Source organism: Mucilaginibacter sp. NFX135, from assembly GCF_048565145.1.
Classification (GTDB): Bacteria; Bacteroidota; Bacteroidia; order Sphingobacteriales; family Sphingobacteriaceae; genus Mucilaginibacter.
The window spans coordinates 4,938,245-4,963,250 of record NZ_CP183412.1 but is presented as its reverse complement, the minus strand read 5'-3'; the positions used below and the strand labels follow the sequence as shown (position 1 = coordinate 4,963,250).

Sequence of the window (25,006 nt, the reverse complement as noted above, 5' to 3'; positions counted from 1 at the left end):
CCGGGCAGGTAGTGCATCAAACAATCGTCAATTATTGGTGCCATTAAATAACATTCCGTTAATATGTGAAAATAAAAGGCAAAATAGTTTGTTTAAACGGTTATTTTATTTTAACTTTTGTATGGTTTAAATAATGCATACTTAACTGATTTTTAACAAAAAACACATTATCTTAGGTAAATAAAAAATACGTTATGAAAAGAAAGTTTTTTACTACCGCGATGTTGGTAGGTTGCTTTATGGTTTGTTTGGCAGCCATAGCCGATTTGAATGGCAAATGGGCCGGAAAATTGGTTTTGGGCGATGGCTCTGAGTACCCATTATTATATAACTTTAAAGTTGATGGTGATAAATTAACCGGAACGGCTTTAACCCCAGACGGCGATGTGCAGATAGCTAATGGTAAAACTGACGGTACCACTTTTTCATTCAGTGTTACTACCGGTGGTATGGACATTCCGCATACCGGCAAGTTCTATGGTGATTCAACAGGCATCGATCTGGAGATCAATGGCGCGAAAGTTCACTCTTTATTAAAAAGGCCAGAAGAAAAGAAATAATCTTTATCCATTGGGATAAGGAAGCTACAAAAGTATTTTCATACTTAAACCTCGCTATGAAAACCTTACTAATTAGTAAGGTTTTTTTATTGACCTAAAAAACCACCGCCTATGGCGGTAGGTCATGGTCAAAGGCTAAGCCGGTTTTCGTAACTTAGCATAGTGACGAAGTATAAAAAATTATCACATAGCTTTTACTATTGTGTCTATCACATTGTTTGGACACCGAAATACCGTTTCCGGGTTTTGCGTGATATTGTAGCAGATGCCCTTGATGATAAGATACGTTCGCTCTGTGCATGGAAAGATGTAGAAATATTAGAGATGAATATCATTCCAGATCATGTGCATTTAGTGTGTAGTATAGCGCCGAAGATGAGTGTAAGTGAGTTTATGGGGATACTCAAAGGTAAGACGGCGATGATGATGTTCAAGAGTTATCCGACGTTACGAAAAAAACCTTACTGGGGGAATCATTTTTGGAGTAGGGGATATTTTGTGAGCACAGTAGGAGTTGACGAAGAACGGATCAAGCGCTATGTAAAATATCAGGAGGATGAAGATCGGAAAGAAGATGGCTCAACAGATCTGAAACTATTTTAATGAATGTCCCCTTCAGGGGTAAAGCAAAAGCCCCCACCTCAGGTGGGGGTTGTTTACTTGGTTAAACTATTTAACCAAAAGTTTGTATAACCATAACAGCAGGCAATATCCTGTCTGCGCGCCGCTCATGAAAAGAAAAATATTTGCAACCGCTGCCATGGTCATATGCTTCATGATCTGTTTTGCCGCGGTTATGGACATTAACGGAAAATGGACAGGTACCTTAAAACTGCCTAACAAAACCACATTTCAGTTAAACTACACTTTTAAGGTTGATAGCGATAAGCTTACGGGTATGGCACACATGCCCGAAGGAGATGTGCAAATTACGGATGGCATGATCAACGGCGGCGATTTTTCCTTCAATGTACCCGTGCCCGATGGCAATGCGCCGCATACCGGTAAAATTTATCCGGATTCTATCCAGATGCATATTGTTTACAAAGGCGAGCATCTGAGCACGGTACTCAAACGGGCTAATTAAAACTAAGCGAGCGTACCTGAGTTTGGGAGTAGCCTTTGTAATTGAAAAGGTTGTTTTGGCTAAAGCCAGCAAATGTTTCCATTATCCGTCCCATAAATGGGACGGCAATGAATAGATGATTTACCTTTCATTGCCGTTGGTTTTAACCAACGGATCTCAAATGGGAGGCTATTGGCTTTAGCCCAAAACGTTATTAAATATGTCTAAGCCTTGCGCAATTAAAACTTATTTTTTATTTGGCATTGCTTATTAAACGTACAGCTGCTACCTTTGCGGCATCATGCTGCAACGTTTTACAGCCTATTTACTCATCGTTTCGCTGATCACGGTTAATTTCTCGCGGTTTTTTATTTACGCGGGTTTTGAACTGAACAGGAATTACATTGCCACCAAGCTTTGTGAAAACCGGAATAAACCCTGGTTGCATTGCGATGGTAAATGTTATTTTGCGAAAAAGATAAAACAGGCAGAGGAAAAGCAGGCCAGCGATGAAAGGCAGTCGCAAAAGAGCCTCTTTCAGGAAGTTTATGTAGCCAGTTCAACGGTTATTAAATTTCACTCCAGCTTGTTGCAAGTGATCGTGACCCCTTATGATTGTACCCTTCCGGTCGACCGTGTTGGTACCATCTTCCAACCTCCCCAGTTAGGATAATTTCCATTTTATTTTCCCGGATCTTTTGATTGATGGCTTTGCTATGCGCTTTTGCGTGTGGTAATTGTCTGAATCAGAATTTGCAGAATTTTAGAATTAACAGAATAAGTCAAAAAATCACACGGTGTGTTTTTGCATGCTAATGTTTTGCTGCATTTTGTCTGCCAGAATTTTGTCAATTCTAAAATTCTGTAAATTCTGATTCAGACGACTATTCATCCCGGGAATCTCCAACATCCTAACAAAATTTTATACCGGGGTTTAGGCTCCTGATTGTTTATTCATGAAAAAATATCTCATTCTATCTATACTTTTTATAACACTTTTTACCCGGTCATTCGGCCAAATCACCTTACAAGGAACCATTACAGATGCAAATACGCACGAAGCATTGGTGGGCGCTTCCATATGTAAGGCCGATGCCGCAACGGGTGTAAAGCTGGCCACAACCAATGCCAGGGGGCATTTTAGTATCAACGCAGAAGGCATTACCAAGCTTAAGTTTGCCATGGTGGGTTATAATGCTCGTGTTGTAGATGTAGCGACATTAAAAGGACACGATCTCGACATCACCCTCGAGCCTTCAACCGTCGATTTGCAGCCGGTGGTGGTAACCGCCAGCCGGGAAGGGCAGGCGCGTCAGGATGCGCCTATCGCTATCAGCAAAATAAATTCTACCCAAATAAAAGATACCAAAGCCACCGCCTTATACCAGCTATTGAACAAGGTAGCCGGTGTGTACATGGTAAACCTGGGTAACGAACAGCACACCATGGCTATCCGTCAACCTATTACCTACAACGCGCTTTATTTGTACATGGAGGATGGCTTGCCGATACGCCCTACAGGGATCTTTAACCATAACTCGCTGTATGAGATCAATATGTCGGGGGTTAAGGATATTGAGGTGATCAAAGGTCCGGCTTCATCGTTGTATGGTAGTAACTCTATTGGCGGTGCCGTTAATTTTATTACGCAGGGGCCACCTACAGGTTATGCGGGTAATGTTTCTGTTCAGGGTGATAATTACCACTACCGCCGGGTTGATGCCGATGGTGGTTTTAGTCAGGGCAAGTTTGGACTGTATGTGGGCGGATATGTGGCCCACCAGAAAGACAGCTGGCAGGATTACTCCGACTTTGACAAGTACTCGGTAAACTTTAAAACCACTTATGATTTTAATGCCACCACACGTTTAACCACGGCAGCGGCTTATAATTACCTCAATACCCAAACACCGGGCAGCTTGGATAGCACCCGTTTTTATAGCCGTAAGTATAGCGCTAACCAGCGTTTTACTTATCGCAGGGTAAAGGCTTTCCGGGCAAGCACCCGTTTGGATCATCAATGGGATGATAAGAACAGTACTTTTGTAACCTTGTTTTTCCGCGATAACTCCACCGCGCAGCTGCCCAGCTATTATATCTCCGATGTACGGGATAATACCGGTAAGTATGTAAGCTCAAACGGACAGGTGAATGATCAGAAATTCCAGAGCTATGGTTTACTGGCCCAGCACCGTGTCGACATTGATTTTCTGCATTCGCGTTTAATTGGCGGTGTTTATATGGATGACAGCCCGAGCTCGTACTATGCGCAATACTTGAATATTGATAAAGATGTAACGAACAACTACTACACCGGCTTTACCAATACCGGCAGATATATAGATAATTATAACATCAAGCTGTTCAATACTGCTGCTTATTTACAGTACGAGATAAAACCGGTAGAAGCTCTGCGCATTGTAGGCGGCCTGCGTTACGACCGTGTGCACTATGATTTTACCAACAGCATCCCGGCGGGGCAAACCAAATACAAACAGCAGGAAACCAATAACTTTAACATCCTGGCGCCAAAGTTGGGTTTAACTTACGATCTGGCACATAACAAAGGTTTCTACGCCAACTATAGTGTAGGCTTTCAGCCACCAGAAACCGGCGATCTATACAGCTCGCGCCAGCTGACCCCATTGAAACAAGCCACTTTTGATAATTACGAAGTAGGCGGATGGTTTTCTGCGTTCAATAAAAAGCTCTACTTTGAACTAAGTTTGTTTGATATGGAAGGGCATAATGAGATCATCAGTCAGCTGTTGCCCGATAATACTACCCAAAACCAAAACGCGGGCGCGACCCGTCACCGGGGTGTTGAGTATTCGGTAACTGTAGCTCCGATTAAAGAATTGACCTTCAGATTTAGCGGTACCAATGCCCGCCATACTTATGTAGAGTACAGCGAAGTACGCACCACCAACGGCACCAGCACGGTGATCAGCTATAATGGTAACCGCATGACCAATGCTCCAGCCTGGATAGCCAATTCTGAGTTGACTTACAAGCCTCAGTATCTGCCGGGTTTTCGGATAGCTACCGAGTGGCAGCACATCAACCAGTACTATACCAACCCGGCCAATACCAAAACTTACAGCGGCTATGATATTTATAACCTGCGTTTGGGTTATGATATCAAAAGCAGCGTGATCAAAGGGGCGGGCATATGGTTCAACGTGCTCAACTTAACCAATAAGCTGTATGCCACTACGGTAACCAGCAACCAATACGGCGATACGTATAATGCCGCGCCGCCGCGTACGTACACTTTGGGCATCAGTTACTCTTTTTCAAAATATTGATCATGGCATCATCAGCAATAAAAAGTGGTTTTTATAAATGGCATCGTGTATTGGGCTTAATAGGCCTGGTACCGGTGATCTTTTGGACATTGAGTGGTCTGTCGCACCCTTTTATGTCAAACTGGTTCAGGCCGACTATCGCCAGGGAAGTTTTTAAACCTTTGTCGCAAAGCAAAATGCAACCGGCGCTGTCCCTTCAGCAGGTGATGGATAAGAACAACCTGCACGAGTTGCGGAACTTTAACCTCATCCATTTTAACAAAGGCACCTTTTACCAGGTGCTTGGCCGCGACAGTGTTTACCAATACTACTCGGCCACCGATGGTATACTGCTGCCCAATGGCGACGTGCAGTATGCCGAATATCTCGCCCGTTTTTTTACACAGGACTCTACATCTACCCTGAAAAGCATCCTGCTGCAAACCACTTTCGACTCGCAATATCAGCCTATCAACCACCTGCTGCCCGTTTGGAAAGTTTCCTTTAACCGCCCCGATGGGATGGATGTTTATATTGAAACAGGCCATAACCGCATGGGCACTTTTAACAATAATACCCGGAAAACCATGCTTTGGGTATTTGAACAGTTCCATACCTGGCAATTCCTGGCTGATATTGCAGGCGATACTTTCCGCAATGCGTTCCTGTTGGCTATTATGTGCGTGATGCTGTTCTCGCTCATCAGCGGATTAACCATCTACGGACTGTTCTGGAAAAAGTTTAAAACCATCCAGCAAAACCGTAAAGCCCAAGGCACGGAGGACAAACGCTTTGTGCACCGCTTTCACAGGCAGATAGGGCTTATCGTATCTTTTGTGATGTTCACCTTTGTGGTTAGCGGTGCTTTTCACCTGATAGTAAAACTGTACCATGTCGAACCTGCAAAAGCCGATTATGGGCAGATAATTGCCCGCAAACAATTAGGTATTTCAAACCTCACTTTACCCATTGCCGATAGCACCATTAAACAAACGGGCCTGGTGAGCTTTAACGGCAATACTTTTTACCAGGTGGTTAACAACAAAAAAGAAGTGCTTTACTTTGATACCCAAACCGGCAAAGAGCAGGAATTGGGCGACGAGGATTATGCCCGCTTTTTAAGTAGCTACTATCACACCGAAGCTTCGGGTTTAACCACATTTAAAGGCAGGGTAAAGGTGGATGTGATCAGGCAGTTTAATAATGAGTACGGCTTTATCAACAAACGACTGCCGGTTGCACGGGTAGCTTACCCCAATGGCGATAACTGGTATATCGAAACAACTTCATCAAAACTGGCTACCAAAGTTGCCGGTATCGACAGGGCCGAGGGATTATCGTTCATCTTCCTGCATAAATATTTTGGCATGAGCTGGGCCGGTAAGGATATTCGGGATATCGTAAGTATGCTGGCCGCGCTGGGTGTTTTAGTAGTATCGCTGTTTGGCTTTGCCGCATTTATAAAAAATAAGTAATTATGAAAAGATCAATCATTATTTTGTGTTTAGCTGTATGGTCCTTAGGCGCCATCACGGCTTGCAGCAACGGCGATAAAGCCGCCAAAAGTCATCAAAAGAAAAGCAAGTACACCTGTACCATGCACCCCGACCTGAGTTTTGACAAACCCGGTGTTTGCTCCAAATGTGGTATGGAATTGGTGGAAAGGGATACGACGGAGAAATAACCCCACCCAACCCTCCCCAAAGGGGGGGCTTTTAATATCTATAGTTACTAAGGCAAGCTTCTCAAGTCCTCTCCAAAGGAGAGGACTTAGGTGAGGCTACCCTCTTTCCGCCGAAGGCGAAGAGAGGGCCGTCCAGCGAAGCGCAGACGGGGTGAGTCGTCGCCATTATGATTAGGACACACGGGTGTTTTAAACTTCGTATGTCTTATCTCTTGATTCTAATTTCTTGCCTCTCTCAACTACTTCTTCCTCAACAGCGTTGTGTGCGCTTTGGTATCACCTACAGCAATATCAACCCCGATAGAATCAGCATAGAATTTACCGGTGTGTGCTATCTCCATGTCGCCCAGTGTTACGGTAAATTTAAAATCGTTGCCGGTTATTTTGCCGTCGTCAATAGGCAAATCGCCTTTGGGGGTTTTGGCGGTTCCGGTTAATTTATCACCTTCAATTTTAAAGTTGTAAAGCAGCGGATAAACCTCACCGGTGTCAACCTTTAAGGTGCCTGTCCACATGCCCGAAAAATCGGCGATAGCTGCAAAGCTGACTAAAAAGCAGCAAATTAATAAGACGGTCGTGAAAATTGTCCTTTTCATATTGTTGTTTTTCAATACTTAAAGGTAAAATCCCTATTATAACTCATGGTGAACAACAAGTTAAATTTCAATGTATTCAGTGCTATATAATTGTTAAAACAATAATTGTTAAGCATACATTTTATTGGTTAATCCTGTATCTTAGTTGCTCCTGAATTTTCAAAAAGAGAGAACCGTTTAACCTGTAAAATTACTTTGAATGAGAAAACTATTTTTACTTGCATTGCTTGCCGCGGGCTTTTTAAGCGTTCGTGCGCAGGATGTATCCCTTGCCAAAGGCTGGAAACTGGCCGTTGGCGATTCGGCGCAATGGGCGTCGCCAACTTATAATGATCATCATTGGAAGGATGTTAACGTAGCCCAAAGTTGGGAACAGGAAGGGCATCCTGGTTATGATGGTTTTGGCTGGTACCGCATCCATGTGATGATCCCCGCATCGTTAAAAGAAAAAGCGTTTTTGAAAGACAGCCTGCGCATTAACCTGGGCAGTGTTGATGATAATGATGAGGTTTACCTCAACGGTAAGTTGATCGGTAGGTTCGGCGGCAAAACCGGCGATATTAAAACCGGTGCTTTTTATGGTCCGCGTACCTATACCATAGCCGCAAATAATCCGGCTATTTTATGGGATAAGGAGAATGTTTTGGCCGTACGTATTTTTGATACCGGCGGCGATGGCGGCATTTATGGCACCAACTTTAGCATAGGCATGGCCGATGTGATGGATCATGTAACCGTAAATACCGAGGCCGATTTTGAGTATGGAGAGCGTCAGAGTTTGAGGAAATCAATAAAACTGATCACCACCAATCACTATGATTACAAGGGCAAACTGGCCTTTAAAGTTACCGACCCTGAAACCAATGCCGTTTTGTACGAAAAAACAAACGATGCCACGTTTACGACAGGCAAACCATTCACTTACTCATTTGAAATAGCCCGTTTAGAAAAAAAATCATATACCATTGTTTACACCTTTACCGACGAAAAATCGGGCAAGGAAATATCTCATACGGAAACAACACCTTATCTGCTTACCCCATATCCATCAGCCAAACCAAAAATAAACGGTGCCGATGTTTTTGGCGCACGGCCGGGCCATCCCTTCTTATATCTCATACCGGCTACCGGCCAAAAACCTTTAACTTATAAAGCCCAGGGTTTACCAGATGGCTTAAAGCTGGATGCTGCTACAGGTGTTATCACCGGCGCGGTAGCTCAAAAAGGTACTTATCCGGTAACCTTTACGGTGAGCAACAGGCTCGGCAGTAAAACTAAAGCCTTCAGCATTATTATTGGTGATAAGATTGGTTTAACTCCTGCATTGGGCTGGAACAGCTGGAATGCCTGGGGTTTAAGTGTGGACGATAAGAAAGTACGTATCTCGGCAAAAGCCATGGCCGACAGGTTGAGCGCGCATGGTTGGGCCTACATTAATATTGATGATGGCTGGGAGGCCGAACAGCGCCAGGCTGATGGCAAAATAGTAGCCAATAGTAAATTTCCGGACATGAAAGCCCTCTCTGATTATGTGCACAGCCTGGGCTTGCGCATGGGAATCTACTCTTCACCAGGGCCACGTACCTGTGGTGGATTTTTGGGCAGCTGGCAGCATGAAGACCAGGACGCGCAAACTTATGGCGACTGGGGTATTGATTACCTGAAATATGATTGGTGTGCTTATTCGGAAATAGACCCGCATCCGGATCTTGCCGGACTTAAGAAACCTTACCAGGTAATGCGCGGCTCTTTGGATAAAATAAACCGCGATATCATGTACAGTCTTTGCCAGTATGGTTGGGGTAAAGTGTGGGAGTGGGGCGCCGAAGTAGGCGGTAACAGCTGGCGCACAACCGGTGATATACAGGATACCTGGCGCAGTTTATCATCTATAGGTTTTAACCAGGACAAGGCCACGCCATTTTCGCAGCCGGGCCACTTTAACGACCCTGATATGCTGGTGGTTGGTAAAGTAGGCTGGGGGCCAAGCCTGCATAATACACGCCTTACTTATGATGAGCAATATACCCACATCAGCTTGTGGAGCTTGTTATCGTCACCATTATTAATTGGCTGCGATATGGGACACTTGGACAAGTTCACCCTCAATTTGCTTACCAATGATGAGGTACTGGCCATTGATCAGGACGCTTTGGGTAAAGGCGCCAGCCAGTATGTAAAAAAGGACGATTACCAGATCTGGGTAAAAGAGCTTAAAGATGGTGGTAAGGCAATCGGTTTATTCAACCTATCGGATAAATATCAAACCATCAGCCTTGCTAAAGATGATGACGCTTTAAAAGGATACACCAAATTCAGAGATGTATGGCAGCAAAAATATATCATTTCCACCGGTAAAGATTTCAGCGCCAAAGTAGCGCCGCACGGTGTTATGCTCATCAGGGTAGAGAAATAGATCAAAGGATGTTAATGATCAAGTCAGACTTACGAAGTTTTTAAAACTTCGTAAGTCTTTCAATAATATCTGATTAAACATCATGTCATTGCGGAGGAACGACGAAGCAATCTCATCGCGTTCAATATGCAAGCGAAGAGATTGCCACGCTATCGCTCGCAATGACATGGTTTTTATAGTCTAAAAAAGGCCTGTCACCCCGAGCTCGTCGAAGGGCGTGCGTAGAGGCCAAGCTGCCATACTTCGACAGGCTCAGCATAAGCGCTTTTTAATATGATACCTTACTCCGGTGTTTCGTAATAATAAATAGGAGCAAAAACGCCTTCGCTGGTGGTGTAATATGCTTTTCCATCGGGAGTAAACCCAATAGCTTCACCTTGTTTTTCAACCTTATAATGCAGTTCATCCGGTTTCCGGAGCATGGTTTCCCAGATATGCTCTTTGGGTCCGCGTTTCCAGTAGTAAACCTTTTCGTAGCTTTTTAGCAATATCTGTTTCCCGTCTTTGGATATATCACCAGCAGTGATCCATTTAAAAGGCTTAAAGCCAGGGAAAAACAATTGTGCGCGTTTGGTAAGGATAACGGTATCTTTAGCGGTGTACATCAATGGCGTAGTATAAACCGATACTGTATCTTTTCTTTTGCTCACAATACACAGTAATTTTTCAACCGGGTCAAGCATCAGGGTTTCTGCATCTTTAGGGCCGTCGGGGTATTTCAGATAGAGGGGTTCGGTTTCGGCATGGGCCAGGCTGTCTGTTGCCCATGATTTTTTTTCGCGGATACGGTAAATGGTAATGTATGGCCATCTGCCAGCATTGTCGCCAATATCACCTATATAAACGTAGCTTTTGCCTTTGGATGGCCCGGGGCCCACCGCAATGTCTTCGCAGTCGCGTACACCTAAATAGATGTTGTTGGCACCTGTAAAGTATATGGTGGTTTTTAATTTACCATCGGGGGTTATCGCAAAAAAACGACTGGTATCGCCGCTATCGTTATGTACATAATAAATGTTGGGGTTGATGGATGAGGCGGCTATGCCCGATATTTCGTCCATCTGTTTACTTTGAAGTGTACCGGATTGGGCAACCCTGTCAAACAGCCGGTGTTTGGCAAATGCCCCTACAAAAATAATGATGACTAATGGCGCTATTAATTTTAATTTTTTTGATCTGGTCATCTTATTTATTGCAAATAATAACGCAAATTAATCAAAATATTATGAAGATAGCATTAATTAAATCGCCTTGATTATCATTAAGCGATTGGTACGCAATAAATTATCAGCTATGTAAGAGACGCTTTTTTTAATCCAGCTGTTGGGGTTTCCGTTCAAATTTCTGGAATGGCATCTTAACCGCGCCAACAAAACTTCCGTTTAATTGCTCATCCATATGTGTGTCGATACCAAACACGGTTTCTTCTTTGCTTAGTTTGCCAAAAGTGCCAAACAGCCTGTCCCAGATGCTTAACACATCGCCATAATTGCAATCGGTATAAGGTAATTGGTAGTGATGATGTACGTGGTGCAAATTGGGCGTTATAAACACCAGGCCCACAATACGGTTAACCTTTTCGGGCAACCTGAACTGCGTGTGCGCGATAATATTGGAGAAAGATTGAAATGTTTGACGTAAAATTAAAACACCGATAGCCGGACCGCAAATAAATACCCAAAGCATCAGGAAACAGGTGCGTACGCCGGTTTCAAAAGGATGTTCGCGGGTGGTGGTGGATACATCAACGCTCAGATCACTATGATGTACCAGGTGAAATTTCCATAAAGCCTCAACCTTATGCATGGTCACGTGGTAAATATACTCGCATAGGTCAAGCAATACAAAAAGGCTGATATAATACACCCAGGGATTGTTATGGTAGGGGATAAAAGTGATTAATCCCCAGTGATGAGCGATGGCCCATTTGGATATCAGGATAACAAAAGTGGTTAACAACAGCTGTATAGGCAACGCGGTGAAAATGAATAAAGCGTTTACGGTAGAGTGTTTCCACTTGGTGAGGGTTCCTTCTGATGAAACCATTACCTCGGCAAACCATAAACTGGTGATAATGCCTGCATATAAAATTACCTGGGTGAGATCTTCGTGATGTGAGAAAAAGGAGCGCAGCTCTGCCATTGATTAAATTAATAGGAAGTTAAAGATAGGTTAATTTAGTATCAATCAACTCATTGATCTTTGCGTCTTCATCATTTGTTCATTTTTGGGCCTGTTTTGGGGCATATTGCCTGATGAGAAGTGGAAGGCAAAAGCAAGGGGCAAGTGCGATTCCCTCCCTCTCAAGGGGAATAGCCCATGAAAAGACAGCATCTATACTAATTCAAGAGGTGTAGCCCCTAATGGGGCAAAAAACCTTTTGGTTCTATTTCTACAAATATGTAGTCCCTACGGGACATGAAATACAGCCACATTTGCAGCTTAAATTGTTGCTCTATGTCCCGTAGGGACTACATATTTGTAGAAAATAATTGTAAAAATTTGGTGTGCCCCGTAGCGGGCTACCCCTCCTGTCATTTGATGGGCTATTACTCTTGGGAGGTAGCGAGGGGTTTATAGGATAGGCATCGCGAATTAACCCATTGAATGATTTCCTAAAAGGGATGTCACCCCTAGAGCGCAAAGGCCCTCCCACCATGCTTCGACGGAGCAGCATGACACCCTTTGGAGTAAATGGAAGGAAATTAAAACAATGCCAACAAAAAAGGCCCTAAAAGAGGGCCCTTTTTATAATACTTTTATATCTATACCTGGCTTGGTGCAAGCGCGGGTTTTATGTTTTCGGTCCGGATGATATCAGTATCGGGTTTTGATACATCGGTTAAGGCTACCTTGCCGCGTTCTTTACGCAGAATGCGGTTAAATAAAGAGATCTCGCGATCGAACAGGAAACGGAAGAATAATTTTGTCCATGACGTATGATAATGTAAGGTATCATAATATTCAGGAGCGGTTTTCTTGATCTCTGGTAGTTTATTCCATGGGATCGACGGAAAATCATGGTGCTCGTTATGGAAACCTACATTAAAGGCTACCACGTTGAAATTGCCATAATAGCTATAGGTTTCCTGTTCATCGCTGTGGGTAAGGTAATGTTCCTGTATCCAGCGGGCGCCCAGTGGGTGCAAGCCAACCGAGAAAGAAAAGCTTAATAGCAAAAAGGCAACTGCCGGCCAGCCCATAAAATACCATATAGCAGTAGTGAATACTGCCTGGAGTACAAAGTTGGTCAGGATCCAGCCATCAAAAGGATGTATCTCTCTCAATCTGGATAAACGGAAAAGCTGGAAAACCGGGAAAAACAATAACCACAGCGCTTTGCCAAAAAAAGAATTGCTGATCAGTTTTGCTTCCCATTTGTTGGGCAGATCGGCATCCAGTTCATGTACACCTTGAAAAGAGTGATGTTTGATGTGGTATTTTTCGAACGATATAGCGCTTGGCAATATTTGCGGTAAATTGGCAAACATAGAAGCCCAGCGATTGGCATTACGGTTTTTAAATAACAGTTGATGAGTGCATTCGTGTATCATTACAAATAAGGCATGATCGGCAAAAGCGCCTAATAAATAAGCCGCGCCAAAAATAATCCACCATGATTGGTCACGAACAAACCAGGCTAAAACCACCTGAAATGCTACCAGGCCAATAATAGCCCATATGGTTTTTGGGTTTTTACCGATAAGCTTGCGTAGTTCTGGAAATTGCTTTAAGATCTTCTTTGTGCGGATACGATGAGGTTCAGACTCCTGGGAATAAACAAAATCAGTTTTCTTAATCATATAGTGTATAAACGCTAAATATACCAATAAGGTGTTGAAAGTATCATTTTTTTGTAAAAAACTTTCGTCAAAGATCAAAAATTCATAAACAATTCACGAATGTTTTATATAAAATTTACTTTGCCGATATCTGAGCACCAACGCTTTAAGTATGTTATATTTCAAACGGGGGGATAAGCCGGCCCCGCTAAATTTCAGGCAGATAATTCAGGCTATATATTTTGCATTAACACCTGATAGGGATTATTTTAATGGTGTTTTTGCGGTGATCAGATCTATAATAAGGCTTATTATAAGCGCCTCCGAAAGTGCAGAAATTTTTCATGATATTGATTAAATTGTTGTTATTTTTTATTTACAACACTTACAGTAGTTTTTACCCTTATTCCTGAGTATTTACTGGAATGCAAGCTATAACATCAATTTGTAGACATTTTGTATTCACCAGATTTAATACAGTTTTGATCCGGAGCTTTGTGTACCAGGCTTAGGTATTCAGTAAAATATTGCGTATTTTTATATATACAGCAGCCCGGTTTTCCTGATAAAAAAGGAAACCGGGCTGTTTGGTTAAAGGAAAATACTGACCGAGAACTGGTCGTTTGATGATTAGTTATTTGAAATTCAATTATTTAATTCTTTTTAAAGTTTTCAAAACCCATCAAAAATTTGTTAAAAAGTGTTAAAATGGTGCTAAAACTTACTTGAAACGGATAATTAGTGAGCTTTTTTAGCCCTTTTTTGAACAAAAAAGTGTTAAAATAACAGGTTTAAAAAGTTTTTGCACCGGAGTGAACCTATCAAAAACTTAATACTCATAACTCAAAACTTAAAAATTATGTGGTGGATATATGCTCTATTCTCGGCTTTGTTTGCAGCGCTTACCGCAATATTTGCAAAAATAGGTATCAAAGGTGTTGATACCGACCTGGCAACCGCCATACGTACGGTGGTGATATTGATACTGGCCTGGGGAATTGTGCTATTTAAAGGAAGTAATCAGGGTATCAGTAGTTTAACCAAAGTTAATTGGACGTTCCTGATACTTTCGGGCTGTGCTACAGGGCTTTCGTGGATCTGTTATTTTAAAGCACTGCAACTGGGCAAGGTATCGCAGGTAGCGCCGGTTGATAAACTGAGTGTGGCCATTGCCATTATTTTATCGGTAATTTTTTTAGGCGAACCCCTTACCTGGAAAACAGCATCCGGGGCTTTGCTCATTATCGGAGGTACTTTAGTACTTATTTTTTAAGGGTTTTGTACCGGGTATTTTACTTTAGCTTAATCATATTGTAACAAATACACAACAATTGATAAAATTCAGTTTTTATCCAATCTTTCTTGGCAAATTCGCGGCTTGAATAACCCTTTTAGCACAGTAATGAAGCCCGTTTATATACTATTTTTATTTGTTGTATTTTTTGTAAATGCCCAGGCCCAGGTTACCCCGGCTGCCAAAGGAAAAATAAGCGGCAAAGTTACCGATGCCACTAACAAGCAGCCGGTTGACTATGCAACAGTATCCGTTTATAAACAGGGCACAGCATCACCATTTAACGGCATTAGTACCGATACTAAAGGGAATTTTACGGTTGATCATATCCCTGCGGGCGAGTATAAAGTTACGGCTGATTTTTTAGGCTACCAGCGGGCCACTATTGAGCATGTGATTGTGAAAGATGGCAATGTATCCATCGGCGAAATAAAACTGGTGCCCGTACCACATCAGTTGCAGGGTGTAACTATCACGGCCAAAACACCTACGGTTGAAAATAAGATAGATAAGATGGTGTACAACCCTCAAAATGATCTGAGTGCGCAAGGCGGTGTAGCTATCGACATATTAAAGAAAGTACCTCAAATAACGGTTGATATTGATGGCAATGTGGAGTTGCAGGGTAATGCCAATATCCGTTTTTTAATCAACGGTAAACCTTCCAGCATTTTTGGAGCAAGTTTAGCCGATGCGCTGGCCAGTATCCCAGCCAGTCAGATCAAGAGCATCGAGGTAGTTACCAGTCCTGGCGCTAAATATGATGCTGCAGGTACCGGCGGTATAGTCAACATTATTTTGAAAGATAGCAGGGTAGAGGGGGTTAACGGCAGTGTTAACCTGTCGGCTGGTACACGCCGGGAAAACGGCTCGTTTAACCTGAATGTGCGTAAAGGAAACTTTGGGGTGAACGCTTTTTTCAGCGGCAATGCGCAGATCAACAGTAACTCACCGAACACCCGTAACCGTAATTCAAAAGATTCGCTGAATAATAATACCAACCTGTTTCAGCAGGGTAGTAATAATTTCAGGCGTAACGGCTATCAATCGGGCCTGAATTTTACCTGGAACATTACCAAGCACGACGATCTGAACGCCTCTATCGGCTTCAATCATTTTGGTAATCATAGCGGTGGCTTAACCAATGAAGATTCGCGTAAAACAGACCCCAGTGGAAATTTACTGTCTGATACAAGCGATATCCGCAATTCCAACAGTAAATTCAACGGTACGTCTACCGATGTGAGTGTGGGGTACAAAAAAACGTTTGATAAAGAAGGGCAGGAGCTTAATGTGCTGTATACCTCCAGCTTTGGTAACAATAGTTTCAGCTCTTTTCAGCAGCAGGACTATTTAAACAATGTTAAACCTTCAACAGGGATATCAAATACCAACCCGGGCAAAGATCATGAAACCACCGTTTCTGTTGATTACACGCACCCTGTTAGTAAAACTTTTACTGTAGAAACAGGTGGCAAACTTGATTTTAACAATATCAATAATAGCGTAGCTACTTCTGTACTATCGCCTGATGGGGTGTTTGAACCAAGTCCGGGTCAAACCTATAGCTTTAAGTATGATCGTAAAATATATGCTTACTATTTGTCGGCCTCAGCATCGTTGTTTAACAATTTCCTGGATGTGAAAGGTGGTTTACGGAATGAGTACACGGTTACAACAGCAGATTTTCAGGGTGTTAATATCCCAAACTATAATATCCTGGCGCCATCGCTGGTATTCTCACATAAGCTGGATGCTACGCAATCTATCAAGCTGAGTTATACCCGCAGGATACAACGCCCGGACTATGGCGATCTGAACCCGTTCCTGAATATCAGCGATGTGCATAACATCAGCACCGGTAACCCAAACCTGAAACCCGAGAAAGGCGATAACTTTGAACTGGGTTACAATAAAAGCTTTGATAAAGGAGCCAACATTAATATTGCTGCCTTTTATCGCCGCAATACAGATGATATACAGTCGTTCACAACATTTTACTCTACGTTAGATGTAAATGGTACAACTTATACCAACGTATCTTATAATCAGCGATATAATTTAGGGTCGGAGACCCGTGCGGGTATTAACATTTATGCTTCGGTACCGGTTACCAGTAAATTGAGTTTGCGTACCAATATGATCTTTAGCGACAGAACCAGTAACAACCCGGGTTTTACAAGCGTAAGCGCTTTTGCTTATCGCTTAAACCTGAATGCGCAATACAATTTTGGGCATGACCTGAGCGCGGAGTTTTTTGGTAATTATAATTCATCGCAAAAGGGTATACAAGGTACTAATCCTAAATTTGTGTTCTACAATCTGGCTATGCGTAAAATGTTCATGAACAAAAAGGCAAGCATCGGGCTTACGGCATCAAATCCGTTTGCCAAGTATGTTAGTCAGAGTTCATCAACTTTTGGAAACGGTTTTTATCAAACCAATCTGCGATTGGTGCCGGTGCAGTCATTCGGCATCAGTCTGAGCTACAAATTTGGCAAGCTTGATTTTAAGAAAGACAACAGGGACAACAAAGAGGATGACAACATGAATAACAGTTCTGATAATCCTCCCTCTACAGAAAAGCCTAAAGATAACGGCGGCGGCAAAAGCAAGTAAAGCAAAAAGCGACGCTGAACTTATTTCAACATCGCTTTTCGTTTAACAGCTTTAAGAAAATAGCTATATATCTTTATCCGTTCTTGATCAGGATGCTTTCAATAATCAGGGTGGCATCTTCACAACTGTCTGTAGCGGTTTCCATCGCCATAAATACGTCGGTGTATTTAATGAGTTGTATGGCATCCTTTTCATTGGCCAGCAGATCGGCAAAAGCTTTATTATAAACAGTATCGGCCTGATATTCGAGTTTTTTGATACTGGCGCAAAGTTCAAATATCTGTGCCGAATTACCCAGGTTGTTCATGGCGTTGATCGCTTTTTCAAGCTCGGTACTGGTTTGTAGTATCAAGTTGGCCAAACTCAGCATAGGGGGTGTTATTTTAGGCACATCATATAAATGTATGCGGCGCGATGCCATGGCTATGCTATCGGCAACATCGTCAATAGCGGCTGCCAGATCGCACATATCCTTACGCTGAAACGGCGATATGAGCTGTTTGCCCGATTCTGAAAATACCAAATGGGTAATTTCGTAGCTTTTTATCTTTAATTTATCAATATGTGTAAAGTTGTACTTTTGCTCAAAAACATCTTTTGAATTTACGGCCATATCAAGCAGTTTAGCCATTTCGGCTACATTGGCTGCCGCCCTATTAAACAGGTCATAAAAAATTTTATTGGAATTTGGAAGTATCGACATACACTAAACTTTATGATCCTTTTTTAATATCATCAAACTAAACTATTGAATTTTAGCCAATTAACTTGCCTGGATCCTTAATGATATTTTGGTTAAATGTAGATATTAATTTGCGCTTAAAGGTCATGTTATTGTTAATGTAATGTTAATTTAATATTATTAATTGGCGTATATTTATAGCATGTCCAAGCATCATTTACCAACTTATGTTATTGTTGAGTTGTTGATAAGGCTATCTCAATATAATTATTTGATAGGTGATTACAGGAACCATAGCGCGTTTGATACCGGTGTTATGGTTAAAACTTCTGGAGGGAGTATCAGTTTCCCAACCCATATAGTGCTTCGGCAGTTTGAAGATCCCACTACAATTAGCAATGATGAATTGTCGCAAATGGCCTTGCGTTTCAGAAAAGCTTAATCCGCTTCACCGTTCAGTACTTATAGCACTCTGTAACATTTGAGCAGGGGTAAAACAATATGCCTGTACGCTGCATTATATTTATATAAGTTCATTATTATGAAACCCGCTGATAAACACTATAAATTTATAAACAGTAAAACTGGTTATGTAATTTATTATCATTCCATAAGCGGCAACCATACCGCCGAAGAGATCAGGGCCGAACTACAGGAAATAAAGAACAGGGTAGCTATTCAAAATGGAATATACTGCGAAACCATTTACTGGGAAGAGTTCAAAGACGATGTTAATGTTTGAGCTTAACATCTGATCATGGAAAAGATAATATAAAAAACCCCTGCCTTGCGGCAAGGGCAAAAGCCACAACAATTGTTTAATCTTAAGGCTATGAACCCCTAAGATCAATTCCTAACTGCAATGCGGTATTCTTGTTATATAACAATTCTGTGCGATAATTAGTTTTCACCATTTGTATATTTCACTGGTAATGTGTTAAACTAACTTATTTATCAGCTAAGTGAATATGAAAACAAATTTCATCTTATATTTACCCGTAAAACTATAAAACACACTATGAGACGATTATTACAACTTAAAGCGGGATTGCTTTTTGCATTTGTGCTTTTAACTTCAGTTGCCTTTGCCCAAGACAAAAAACCGGCAAGCCCGCATGACAGTACAACAGCGGTGGTAGCTGGTTCAACTATCAAAATTAAATACGGTAGCCCTTATGTTAAGGGTCGCAAAGTATTAGGTGAGTTAGTGCCGTTTGATAAAGTATGGCGCGCCGGAGCCGATTCAGCAACAAGCATTACAACCAGCAAAGCTATAAAAGTAGAAGGTAAAACACTTCCTGCAGGAAGATATGCATTTTTTGTTATCCCATCTAAAAGCGGAACATGGACTATTATTTTTGACAAGAACCCTAAACAATGGGGAGCTTATACTTACAAAGAAAGTAATGATGCTTTACGGGTAACTGTTAAGGGAAAAACTATTCCTAAGCAGGAAAGCCTTACTTATACTATTGGCAAAAATGGCTTTAGCCTAAAATGGGATACATTTGAAGTACCCGTTTCTATAAAATAAGGATTTTTGACTTAACCTGATCACATTAAAGCCCCTTTGAGGGGCTTTTTTTATGACATGGTAACTCCGAATAACTGTTTAATGGTAAATTAGCCAATTACCATTAGCTTACACTTACATCCCTGATGCGTTATAATCTTCGCGAAAAACCTTTGTTAAAAAGAATAGCCGTTATATTATTACTGGCCCTGGCCATTTTTATACTGATGCAACTGGCAGATCATCCTATCTGGGTGGAACGTTATTATTCGGAAGGGTTTTATATAATTATTTGCAGGGTGTTGCATCCGGTTTTTAATTTATTTCCTTTTAGCGTGGGCGATGTTGTATACATAGCCATCATCATTTATCTCATCTACAAAACCATCAGTTTTTTTAAGTTGCTTTTTAAAAAGAAGTTTAAAGAAATGGGATTGATGTTATTGGGTTTAGTGATCGGGGTGCAGGCCGGGATACTGGTATTTTATCTTTTTTGGGGGATGAATTATTTTAGGCCATCAGCAGCGGAAAGGCTTAATTTACAGGATACCTCATTTACGACTGCCGATCTGCATAAGGTAACCCAACTGCTCATCGATAGCGCAAATGCCACACGTGCGAGGGTTACTGCAGCCGACATGGCACAAGGCAATAAGGCTATTTACCAAACCGCCAGCCACGCGCTCAGTTCATTATCGGCTGCTTCAGTTAGTTTTCGTACCTGGCATCCGGATGTTAAGCCGTCAATGCTAACGTTTTTGCTCAATTTTATGGGTACCTCGGGCTATTATAACCCTTTTACTTCCGAAGCGCAGATTAATTACCAGATGCCCGTTTTTAACCGGCCTTTTGTGGCCTGCCATGAAATGTCGCACCAGATGGGTTACGGTGCCGAAGATGAAGCCGATTTTGCTGGCTTTGTTGTGGCAGTACACTCCAATGACCGGCTGTTGCGCTATTCGGCCTACCACCTGGTTGTGAGCGAATTTATGTACTCGCTGGGCAGGCGTGATAGTGTGGCTTATAAAACATTAAAAGCTACCATATCAAAGGATGTTCGCCATGATTATGCCACCGAACGTAACTATTGGCTCTCCTATGAAAACAAGCTCAACGCCATCAGCAGTATATTTTACGACAGCTTCTTAAAAGCAAACAATCAACCCAAAGGACTCGAAACTTATAACCGGATGGTATTGCTGGTGATGGCACAGGAACGTAAAAATTGGGTTAGTCCAATGGTTCATTAATTCCAATTGTTCATTGGTTCCAGTTGTTGGTTCATTGGTTCAATTGTTCATTGGTACCTAACAAGTCTCACTAATATACACCAATGAACTAATGAACAAGCAAACCAATGAGTTAATAAAAAAAATGCGTCCCGGTATCTCACCCCCGGAACGCACTGCAATATCATCAAATGATATTGTATCAACTAAATCTCAGATATCATGCTTAATGAGTACCTAAGCTCTTATAAATTTACCGTTGAAAAAAAGTGATCGGTAAACAAAACTTTATTACTTTGTAAGTATGCCGTATATAGCAGTAGGATCGATCAGTTTTAGTATTCAATTATGAATAATTGAATGAAAACGCCTATGTATTGTAAACATTGTATGCTTGAACGCAAATCTACTGTAATTATTATGAAATCATTTTAAACTTTATAACCAAAAAGTCAAATTGGCCAGTAAAAATGTCGTTACCATGAAGCCTTATATAACTATAGTTTTAATATTTTTCCCGATAGTAACTTTTGCTCAAATATTTAACCAAAACGAAATAAAAAGGGCAGAAGAACAGGCAAAAGCGGTCACCATTATACGTGACAATTGGGGAGTTCCGCACATTTATGGAAAAACAGACGCGGATGCAGTTTTTGGATTGATGTATACCCAATGCGAAGACAATTTTAAAGGCATCGAACGGAATTATCTGTACCAGTTGGGCCGGCAAACAGAAGTTGACGGAAATAGCAAGCTATATACTGATGTACAATTACAGCTGATAGCCGATAGTGCCGAAGCCATTAAAGATTATAAAGCCAGTGCACCCTGGTTCAAAAAAATCATGGATGCCTTTGCCGATGGTATCAATTATTATTTGTACAAACATCCCGAAGTGAAGCCGCAGGTATTTAAGCGCTTTGAGCCCTGGTATGCTTTAATGTTTACCGATGGCAGTGTGGCCGCTACAGAAACCGGCGGGATCCATCTTAACGAAACAGAGGCGTTTTATAGTAGATGGAATAAACAGCTTGGTGTTCTGATCAACAAGCCCGGCTCTGTTTATGATATGGTGAATGAGCGCGAAACCGGATCAAATGGTTTTGCTATCGCGCCTTCCAAATCGGCATCGGGGCATGCTTTGTTATATATTAATCCGCATGTGCCATTTTATTTTCGTAGCGAGGTTGAGCTGGTGAGTGATCAGGGGCTACATGCTTATGGCGCGGTTACCTGGGGACAGTTTTTTATATACCAGGGATTTAACCAGCACTGCGGCTGGATGCATACCAGCAGCTATGCTGATGTAGGCGATCTCTACGCCGAGAAAATGAGTAAGAAGGACGGCAAATGGTATTACGAATATAACGGTTCGCTTAAGCTTGTTACTACCCGCCAACTGGTACTGAATATCAGGAATGGCGATAAACTTGAACAAAAAACAATCACTGGTTATTATACGCATCATGGGCCTGTGCTGGGCAGTCGCGATGGCAAATGGCTGGCGCTGAAAGCCAATAACCGCTCCTACAATGCCTTGCTGGAATCATGGCTGATCACCAAGGCCAATACTCTGGCCGAATATAAAAAGGCTATGGACCTGGTATCTAACGCATCCAACAGTACCGTTTATGCCGACGATAAGGGCAATATCGTTTTCTGGTACGGCAACTATATCCCCAAACGCGATCCAAAATTTGATTGGAGCCTGCCTGTTGATGGCAGCATCATGGCAACCGAGTGGCAGGGCGTGCATGCTCTAAAAGATATTATAACCGATATAAATCCCGCAACCGGCTGGATCCAGAACTGTAATTCCACACCTTATACGGCTTCCGGAACCAGTAGCCCGGATAAGCGTAAATACCCGGTTTATATGGCTCCTGATGGCGAAAACTACCGGGCCATCACCGCTATTAAATTGCTCAAGGATGCTGACCATATTACACTTGACCAATTGATTGAGAAGGGTTATAATCATTACCTGGCCGCTTTTGACGATCTGTTACCATCCTTATTTGCAGCCTATGATAATGCCCCGGATTCTGTTAAGCATTCACTGGTTGAGCCTATCCAATTCTTGCGGCAATGGGATAAGTACAGCGCTGCAAATTCTGTAGCCAGTACGTTGGCTATTGAGTGGGGTACCCTGATGATGAAAAACCTGCCGCCACCCCAAACCGATCAGCAGAGTACTTTTATTACCCAACGTGTGAAAAAACTTGCTCAGATGAATGGCGGCCAGCAGCTTGAACTTTTAGCAGCCGTTTTAAAAAACCTGCAAAGCCGCTTTGGTACATGGAAAATGGCATGGGGAGACATCAACCGGTACCAGCGCCCTGCCGATGGCATTACCTTTGATGATAAACTACCGAGTATTCCCGTGGGTGCAACCGGATCAGGTTTTGGACAGCTGCCATCGTTTCAAAGCCGTACCATGAATACGCAAAAACGCTATGGTTATTCGGGTAATAGTTTTGTGGCGGTTGTTGAGTTTGGCCTGCGTATAAAGGCTAAAAGTATTATGACCGGCGGACAGTCTTTTGATGCCGCGTCAAAAAATTTTACCGACCAGGCACAATGGTTTATTGATGGCCAGTTTAAGGATGTGTTATTTTATAAAAACGATGTATTGAAACACGCTCAGCGAACTTACCACCCGGGCGATTAAACTACTGAGTTAACTATATATTTGGATATCAAAAAAAATGAAGAAATATCTACTGATCGTATTACTGGCATGTTGCAGTGGCCATGTATTTGGCCAAAGCATTACACTAAACGACCTGATCAATATTTCCAACCTGCCTAATGACGATGCACATAATTACCTGGTTAATGGCAAAGGCTTTAAAAACGAATACCTGCAGGATGTAAATGGCCATACAGTGGAGCACCTGCAAAAAATTGCCGGCAATAAAACCCATGAAACTGTGATTATTGGCGAAGGCTATAAGCTCAGTAACGGCACTATGTTACGTACGGTTACCTACAAATCGCAAACCACTCAGCATCTGTTCAATTTAATAACGCAGGCTAAAAGCGCCGGGTTAAAAATGAATATCCAGGGAGCCGACGCCGCAAATAATATTTATCTGTTCGATAATAGCTTTTATCACATTGCTGTATACGTTAACCGCGATAATACCTTCGGATCAATAGAAGTAAAACAGAAAGAGTTTATCGGCTTCGATTAGCTTTCACCGGTTAGAATTTAACACAGCTTTATTATATTGCATTACCAATTGATAAAGCCTATGAAAACCATCAGCCGAAAAAAATTTCTCACTACCACCGCGCTGACAGCAGCCGGTATGTCCCTTGGGTTAAATGCCCTCGGAAAAATATCTTCGGTCCCCTTAGCTTTTGATGATCAACATGGTGCCGGTATTTCCGCCGCCGAAAAGATCAAAGTAAGCATCTTTTCAAAACATCTGCACTGGCTTAATTATACTGATATGGCTGCCTTGGCTGCCGAAATAGGTTTTGATGGCGTAGACCTTACCGTACGCCCCGATGGTCATGTACTGCCCGAAAATGTCACCGCCGACCTGCCAAAGGCGGTTGCCGCGGTTGAAAGAGCAGGGTTAAAAGTGTACTCCATAGTAACCAATATTAAGCAACCCGATGAAAAATATGCTGCTGATATCCTAAAAACGGCTTCGGCGTTGGGTATAAAATATTACCGTACAGCCTGGTTCAATTATGATAAAGCCCTCTCCATTCCCGCAAATCTGCAAGCTATCAGTAAACAATTTGCCGGCCTGGCTGCCTTAAACAAACAATATGGTATGCACGGCGCTTATCAGAACCATTCCGGTGATCTGTTTGGCGCTTCTGTCTGGGACCTTTGGCTGGCACTTAAAGACCTTGACCCCGCATCAATTGGCTGCCAGTATGATATCAGGCATGCCACTACCGAAGGGGCCGATACCTGGGCTACTTCCATACAGCCCCTGGTGCCTTTTATTAAAACCACCAACATCAAGGATTTTTACTGGGAGAAAAAAAATGGCAAATGGCAGGTGAAAAGCGTGCCGCTAGGCGAAGGGATGGTTAATTTTAAGAAATACTTTGAGGTGATTAAACAACAGGGCATTGGCGGTCCGCTGAGTTTGCATTGCGAATACGATGCGTTAGGCGGTGCGCAGGATGGCGCCAAACAAATAATCATCAGTAAGCAACAGTTTACCAGCGTGGTGCAAAAGGACTTATCCACATTGCGCGGGTGGTTAAAAGATAATGCCTTGTGATCAATTGACAGATAATTGATACGTT

The 25,006-nt window shown here is 42.3% G+C and carries 22 protein-coding genes; 17 read left to right on the top strand and 5 right to left on the bottom strand.

Going from position 1 to position 25,006, the window contains the following annotated elements:
- The first annotated feature begins 194 nt into the window (after positions 1 to 194).
- From ACNURT_RS20680 to ACNURT_RS20650, 7 genes are all read left to right on the top strand, one after another.
- The gene (locus ACNURT_RS20680; protein ID WP_370996030.1) at positions 195 to 560 is read left to right on the top strand and encodes a hypothetical protein; all 366 of its coding nucleotides are present in this window, start codon (positions 195 to 197) and stop codon (positions 558 to 560) included.
- A 162-nt stretch (positions 561 to 722) separates the two neighbouring features.
- On the top strand, positions 723 to 1,163 hold the full coding sequence (gene tnpA, locus ACNURT_RS20675) for an IS200/IS605 family transposase (protein WP_419699343.1): 441 nt from the start codon (positions 723 to 725) through the stop codon (positions 1,161 to 1,163).
- Between the two features lie 127 nt (positions 1,164 to 1,290).
- Positions 1,291 to 1,647: a hypothetical protein gene (locus ACNURT_RS20670; RefSeq protein WP_419699342.1), complete on the top strand. Its 357-nt coding sequence runs from the start codon at positions 1,291 to 1,293 to the stop codon at positions 1,645 to 1,647.
- Between the two features lie 280 nt (positions 1,648 to 1,927).
- Positions 1,928 to 2,299 (top strand): hypothetical protein, encoded by a 372-nt coding sequence (locus ACNURT_RS20665; protein WP_419699341.1) that lies wholly within the window; start codon positions 1,928 to 1,930, stop codon positions 2,297 to 2,299.
- A 283-nt stretch (positions 2,300 to 2,582) separates the two neighbouring features.
- Positions 2,583 to 4,934, top strand: a complete 2,352-nt coding sequence (locus ACNURT_RS20660) for a TonB-dependent receptor (protein WP_419699340.1) — start codon at positions 2,583 to 2,585, stop codon at positions 4,932 to 4,934.
- A gap of 2 nt (positions 4,935 to 4,936) precedes the next feature.
- Positions 4,937 to 6,388, top strand: coding sequence for a PepSY domain-containing protein (locus tag ACNURT_RS20655; RefSeq protein ID WP_419699339.1), 1,452 nt, complete (start codon positions 4,937 to 4,939; stop codon positions 6,386 to 6,388).
- A 2-nt stretch (positions 6,389 to 6,390) separates the two neighbouring features.
- Positions 6,391 to 6,597, top strand: coding sequence for a heavy metal-binding domain-containing protein (locus tag ACNURT_RS20650; RefSeq protein ID WP_419699338.1), 207 nt, complete (start codon positions 6,391 to 6,393; stop codon positions 6,595 to 6,597).
- Positions 6,598 to 6,836: 239 nt separating this feature from the next.
- On the opposite strand, the gene ACNURT_RS20645 is transcribed toward ACNURT_RS20650, so the two are convergent.
- Positions 6,837 to 7,193 (bottom strand): hypothetical protein, encoded by a 357-nt coding sequence (locus tag ACNURT_RS20645; RefSeq protein WP_419699337.1) that lies wholly within the window; start codon positions 7,191 to 7,193, stop codon positions 6,837 to 6,839.
- A gap of 199 nt (positions 7,194 to 7,392) precedes the next feature.
- Here ACNURT_RS20645 and ACNURT_RS20640 point away from each other — a divergent pair, with 199 nt between their 5' ends.
- Positions 7,393 to 9,609: a putative Ig domain-containing protein gene (locus ACNURT_RS20640; protein ID WP_419699336.1), complete on the top strand. Its 2,217-nt coding sequence runs from the start codon at positions 7,393 to 7,395 to the stop codon at positions 9,607 to 9,609.
- 281 nt (positions 9,610 to 9,890) lie between these two features.
- Here ACNURT_RS20640 and ACNURT_RS20635 read toward each other — a convergent pair whose 3' ends face one another.
- The 3 genes from ACNURT_RS20635 to ACNURT_RS20625 all read right to left on the bottom strand — a co-directional run bounded on the left by ACNURT_RS20635 (position 9,891) and on the right by ACNURT_RS20625 (position 13,412).
- Complete coding sequence (locus tag ACNURT_RS20635) at positions 9,891 to 10,793, bottom strand: hypothetical protein (protein ID WP_419699335.1); 903 nt, start codon at positions 10,791 to 10,793, stop codon at positions 9,891 to 9,893.
- A 127-nt stretch (positions 10,794 to 10,920) separates the two neighbouring features.
- Complete coding sequence (locus tag ACNURT_RS20630; protein ID WP_419699334.1) at positions 10,921 to 11,751, bottom strand: sterol desaturase family protein; 831 nt, start codon at positions 11,749 to 11,751, stop codon at positions 10,921 to 10,923.
- A gap of 623 nt (positions 11,752 to 12,374) precedes the next feature.
- Positions 12,375 to 13,412 carry a fatty acid desaturase gene (locus ACNURT_RS20625; protein ID WP_419699333.1) on the bottom strand — a complete coding sequence of 346 codons (1,038 nt, stop codon included), beginning with the start codon at positions 13,410 to 13,412 and terminating at the stop codon, positions 12,375 to 12,377.
- An 838-nt stretch (positions 13,413 to 14,250) separates the two neighbouring features.
- On the opposite strand from ACNURT_RS20625, the gene ACNURT_RS20620 reads away from it, so the two are divergent.
- A complete protein-coding gene (locus ACNURT_RS20620; RefSeq protein ID WP_370996041.1) occupies positions 14,251 to 14,664 on the top strand; it encodes an EamA family transporter in 414 nt (137 codons plus the stop codon).
- 129 nt (positions 14,665 to 14,793) lie between these two features.
- Positions 14,794 to 17,304, top strand: a complete 2,511-nt coding sequence (locus tag ACNURT_RS20615) for a TonB-dependent receptor domain-containing protein (protein WP_419699332.1) — start codon at positions 14,794 to 14,796, stop codon at positions 17,302 to 17,304.
- Between the two features lie 73 nt (positions 17,305 to 17,377).
- Here ACNURT_RS20615 and ACNURT_RS20610 read toward each other — a convergent pair whose 3' ends face one another.
- On the bottom strand, positions 17,378 to 18,007 hold the full coding sequence (locus tag ACNURT_RS20610) for a DUF47 domain-containing protein (RefSeq protein ID WP_370996043.1): 630 nt from the start codon (positions 18,005 to 18,007) through the stop codon (positions 17,378 to 17,380).
- 181 nt (positions 18,008 to 18,188) lie between these two features.
- Here ACNURT_RS20610 and ACNURT_RS20605 point away from each other — a divergent pair, with 181 nt between their 5' ends.
- From ACNURT_RS20605 to ACNURT_RS20575, 7 genes are all read left to right on the top strand, one after another.
- A complete protein-coding gene (locus tag ACNURT_RS20605) occupies positions 18,189 to 18,428 on the top strand; it encodes a hypothetical protein (protein WP_419699331.1) in 240 nt (79 codons plus the stop codon).
- A gap of 99 nt (positions 18,429 to 18,527) precedes the next feature.
- Positions 18,528 to 18,728, top strand: a complete 201-nt coding sequence (locus ACNURT_RS20600) for a hypothetical protein (protein ID WP_370996045.1) — start codon at positions 18,528 to 18,530, stop codon at positions 18,726 to 18,728.
- A 276-nt stretch (positions 18,729 to 19,004) separates the two neighbouring features.
- Positions 19,005 to 19,520: a DUF2911 domain-containing protein gene (locus ACNURT_RS20595; protein WP_419699330.1), complete on the top strand. Its 516-nt coding sequence runs from the start codon at positions 19,005 to 19,007 to the stop codon at positions 19,518 to 19,520.
- 125 nt (positions 19,521 to 19,645) lie between these two features.
- A complete protein-coding gene (locus ACNURT_RS20590) occupies positions 19,646 to 20,749 on the top strand; it encodes a DUF3810 domain-containing protein (protein ID WP_419699329.1) in 1,104 nt (367 codons plus the stop codon).
- A gap of 460 nt (positions 20,750 to 21,209) precedes the next feature.
- Positions 21,210 to 23,399 carry a penicillin acylase family protein gene (locus ACNURT_RS20585; protein ID WP_419699328.1) on the top strand — a complete coding sequence of 730 codons (2,190 nt, stop codon included), beginning with the start codon at positions 21,210 to 21,212 and terminating at the stop codon, positions 23,397 to 23,399.
- A 37-nt stretch (positions 23,400 to 23,436) separates the two neighbouring features.
- Entirely contained in the window at positions 23,437 to 23,925 is a 489-nt protein-coding gene (locus ACNURT_RS20580; protein ID WP_370996049.1) for a hypothetical protein, read from the top strand.
- A gap of 60 nt (positions 23,926 to 23,985) precedes the next feature.
- Positions 23,986 to 24,981, top strand: coding sequence for a sugar phosphate isomerase/epimerase family protein (locus tag ACNURT_RS20575; RefSeq protein ID WP_419699327.1), 996 nt, complete (start codon positions 23,986 to 23,988; stop codon positions 24,979 to 24,981).
- Positions 24,982 to 25,006 lie beyond the last annotated feature (25 nt).

Coding starts and splice junctions, on each gene's coding strand:
- ACNURT_RS20680 (WP_370996030.1), top strand. CDS start 195: ATGAAAAGAAAGTTTTTTACTACCGCGATGTTGGTAGGTTGCTTTATG.
- ACNURT_RS20670 (WP_419699342.1), top strand. CDS start 1,291: ATGAAAAGAAAAATATTTGCAACCGCTGCCATGGTCATATGCTTCATG.
- ACNURT_RS20665 (WP_419699341.1), top strand. CDS start 1,928: ATGCTGCAACGTTTTACAGCCTATTTACTCATCGTTTCGCTGATCACG.
- ACNURT_RS20660 (WP_419699340.1), top strand. CDS start 2,583: ATGAAAAAATATCTCATTCTATCTATACTTTTTATAACACTTTTTACC.
- ACNURT_RS20655 (WP_419699339.1), top strand. CDS start 4,937: ATGGCATCATCAGCAATAAAAAGTGGTTTTTATAAATGGCATCGTGTA.
- ACNURT_RS20650 (WP_419699338.1), top strand. CDS start 6,391: ATGAAAAGATCAATCATTATTTTGTGTTTAGCTGTATGGTCCTTAGGC.
- ACNURT_RS20645 (WP_419699337.1), bottom strand. CDS start 7,193: ATGAAAAGGACAATTTTCACGACCGTCTTATTAATTTGCTGCTTTTTA.
- ACNURT_RS20640 (WP_419699336.1), top strand. CDS start 7,393: ATGAGAAAACTATTTTTACTTGCATTGCTTGCCGCGGGCTTTTTAAGC.
- ACNURT_RS20635 (WP_419699335.1), bottom strand. CDS start 10,793: ATGACCAGATCAAAAAAATTAAAATTAATAGCGCCATTAGTCATCATT.
- ACNURT_RS20630 (WP_419699334.1), bottom strand. CDS start 11,751: ATGGCAGAGCTGCGCTCCTTTTTCTCACATCACGAAGATCTCACCCAG.
- ACNURT_RS20625 (WP_419699333.1), bottom strand. CDS start 13,412: ATGATTAAGAAAACTGATTTTGTTTATTCCCAGGAGTCTGAACCTCAT.
- ACNURT_RS20620 (WP_370996041.1), top strand. CDS start 14,251: ATGTGGTGGATATATGCTCTATTCTCGGCTTTGTTTGCAGCGCTTACC.
- ACNURT_RS20615 (WP_419699332.1), top strand. CDS start 14,794: ATGAAGCCCGTTTATATACTATTTTTATTTGTTGTATTTTTTGTAAAT.
- ACNURT_RS20610 (WP_370996043.1), bottom strand. CDS start 18,007: ATGTCGATACTTCCAAATTCCAATAAAATTTTTTATGACCTGTTTAAT.
- ACNURT_RS20605 (WP_419699331.1), top strand. CDS start 18,189: ATGTCCAAGCATCATTTACCAACTTATGTTATTGTTGAGTTGTTGATA.
- ACNURT_RS20600 (WP_370996045.1), top strand. CDS start 18,528: ATGAAACCCGCTGATAAACACTATAAATTTATAAACAGTAAAACTGGT.
- ACNURT_RS20595 (WP_419699330.1), top strand. CDS start 19,005: ATGAGACGATTATTACAACTTAAAGCGGGATTGCTTTTTGCATTTGTG.
- ACNURT_RS20590 (WP_419699329.1), top strand. CDS start 19,646: ATGCGTTATAATCTTCGCGAAAAACCTTTGTTAAAAAGAATAGCCGTT.
- ACNURT_RS20585 (WP_419699328.1), top strand. CDS start 21,210: ATGAAGCCTTATATAACTATAGTTTTAATATTTTTCCCGATAGTAACT.
- ACNURT_RS20580 (WP_370996049.1), top strand. CDS start 23,437: ATGAAGAAATATCTACTGATCGTATTACTGGCATGTTGCAGTGGCCAT.
- ACNURT_RS20575 (WP_419699327.1), top strand. CDS start 23,986: ATGAAAACCATCAGCCGAAAAAAATTTCTCACTACCACCGCGCTGACA.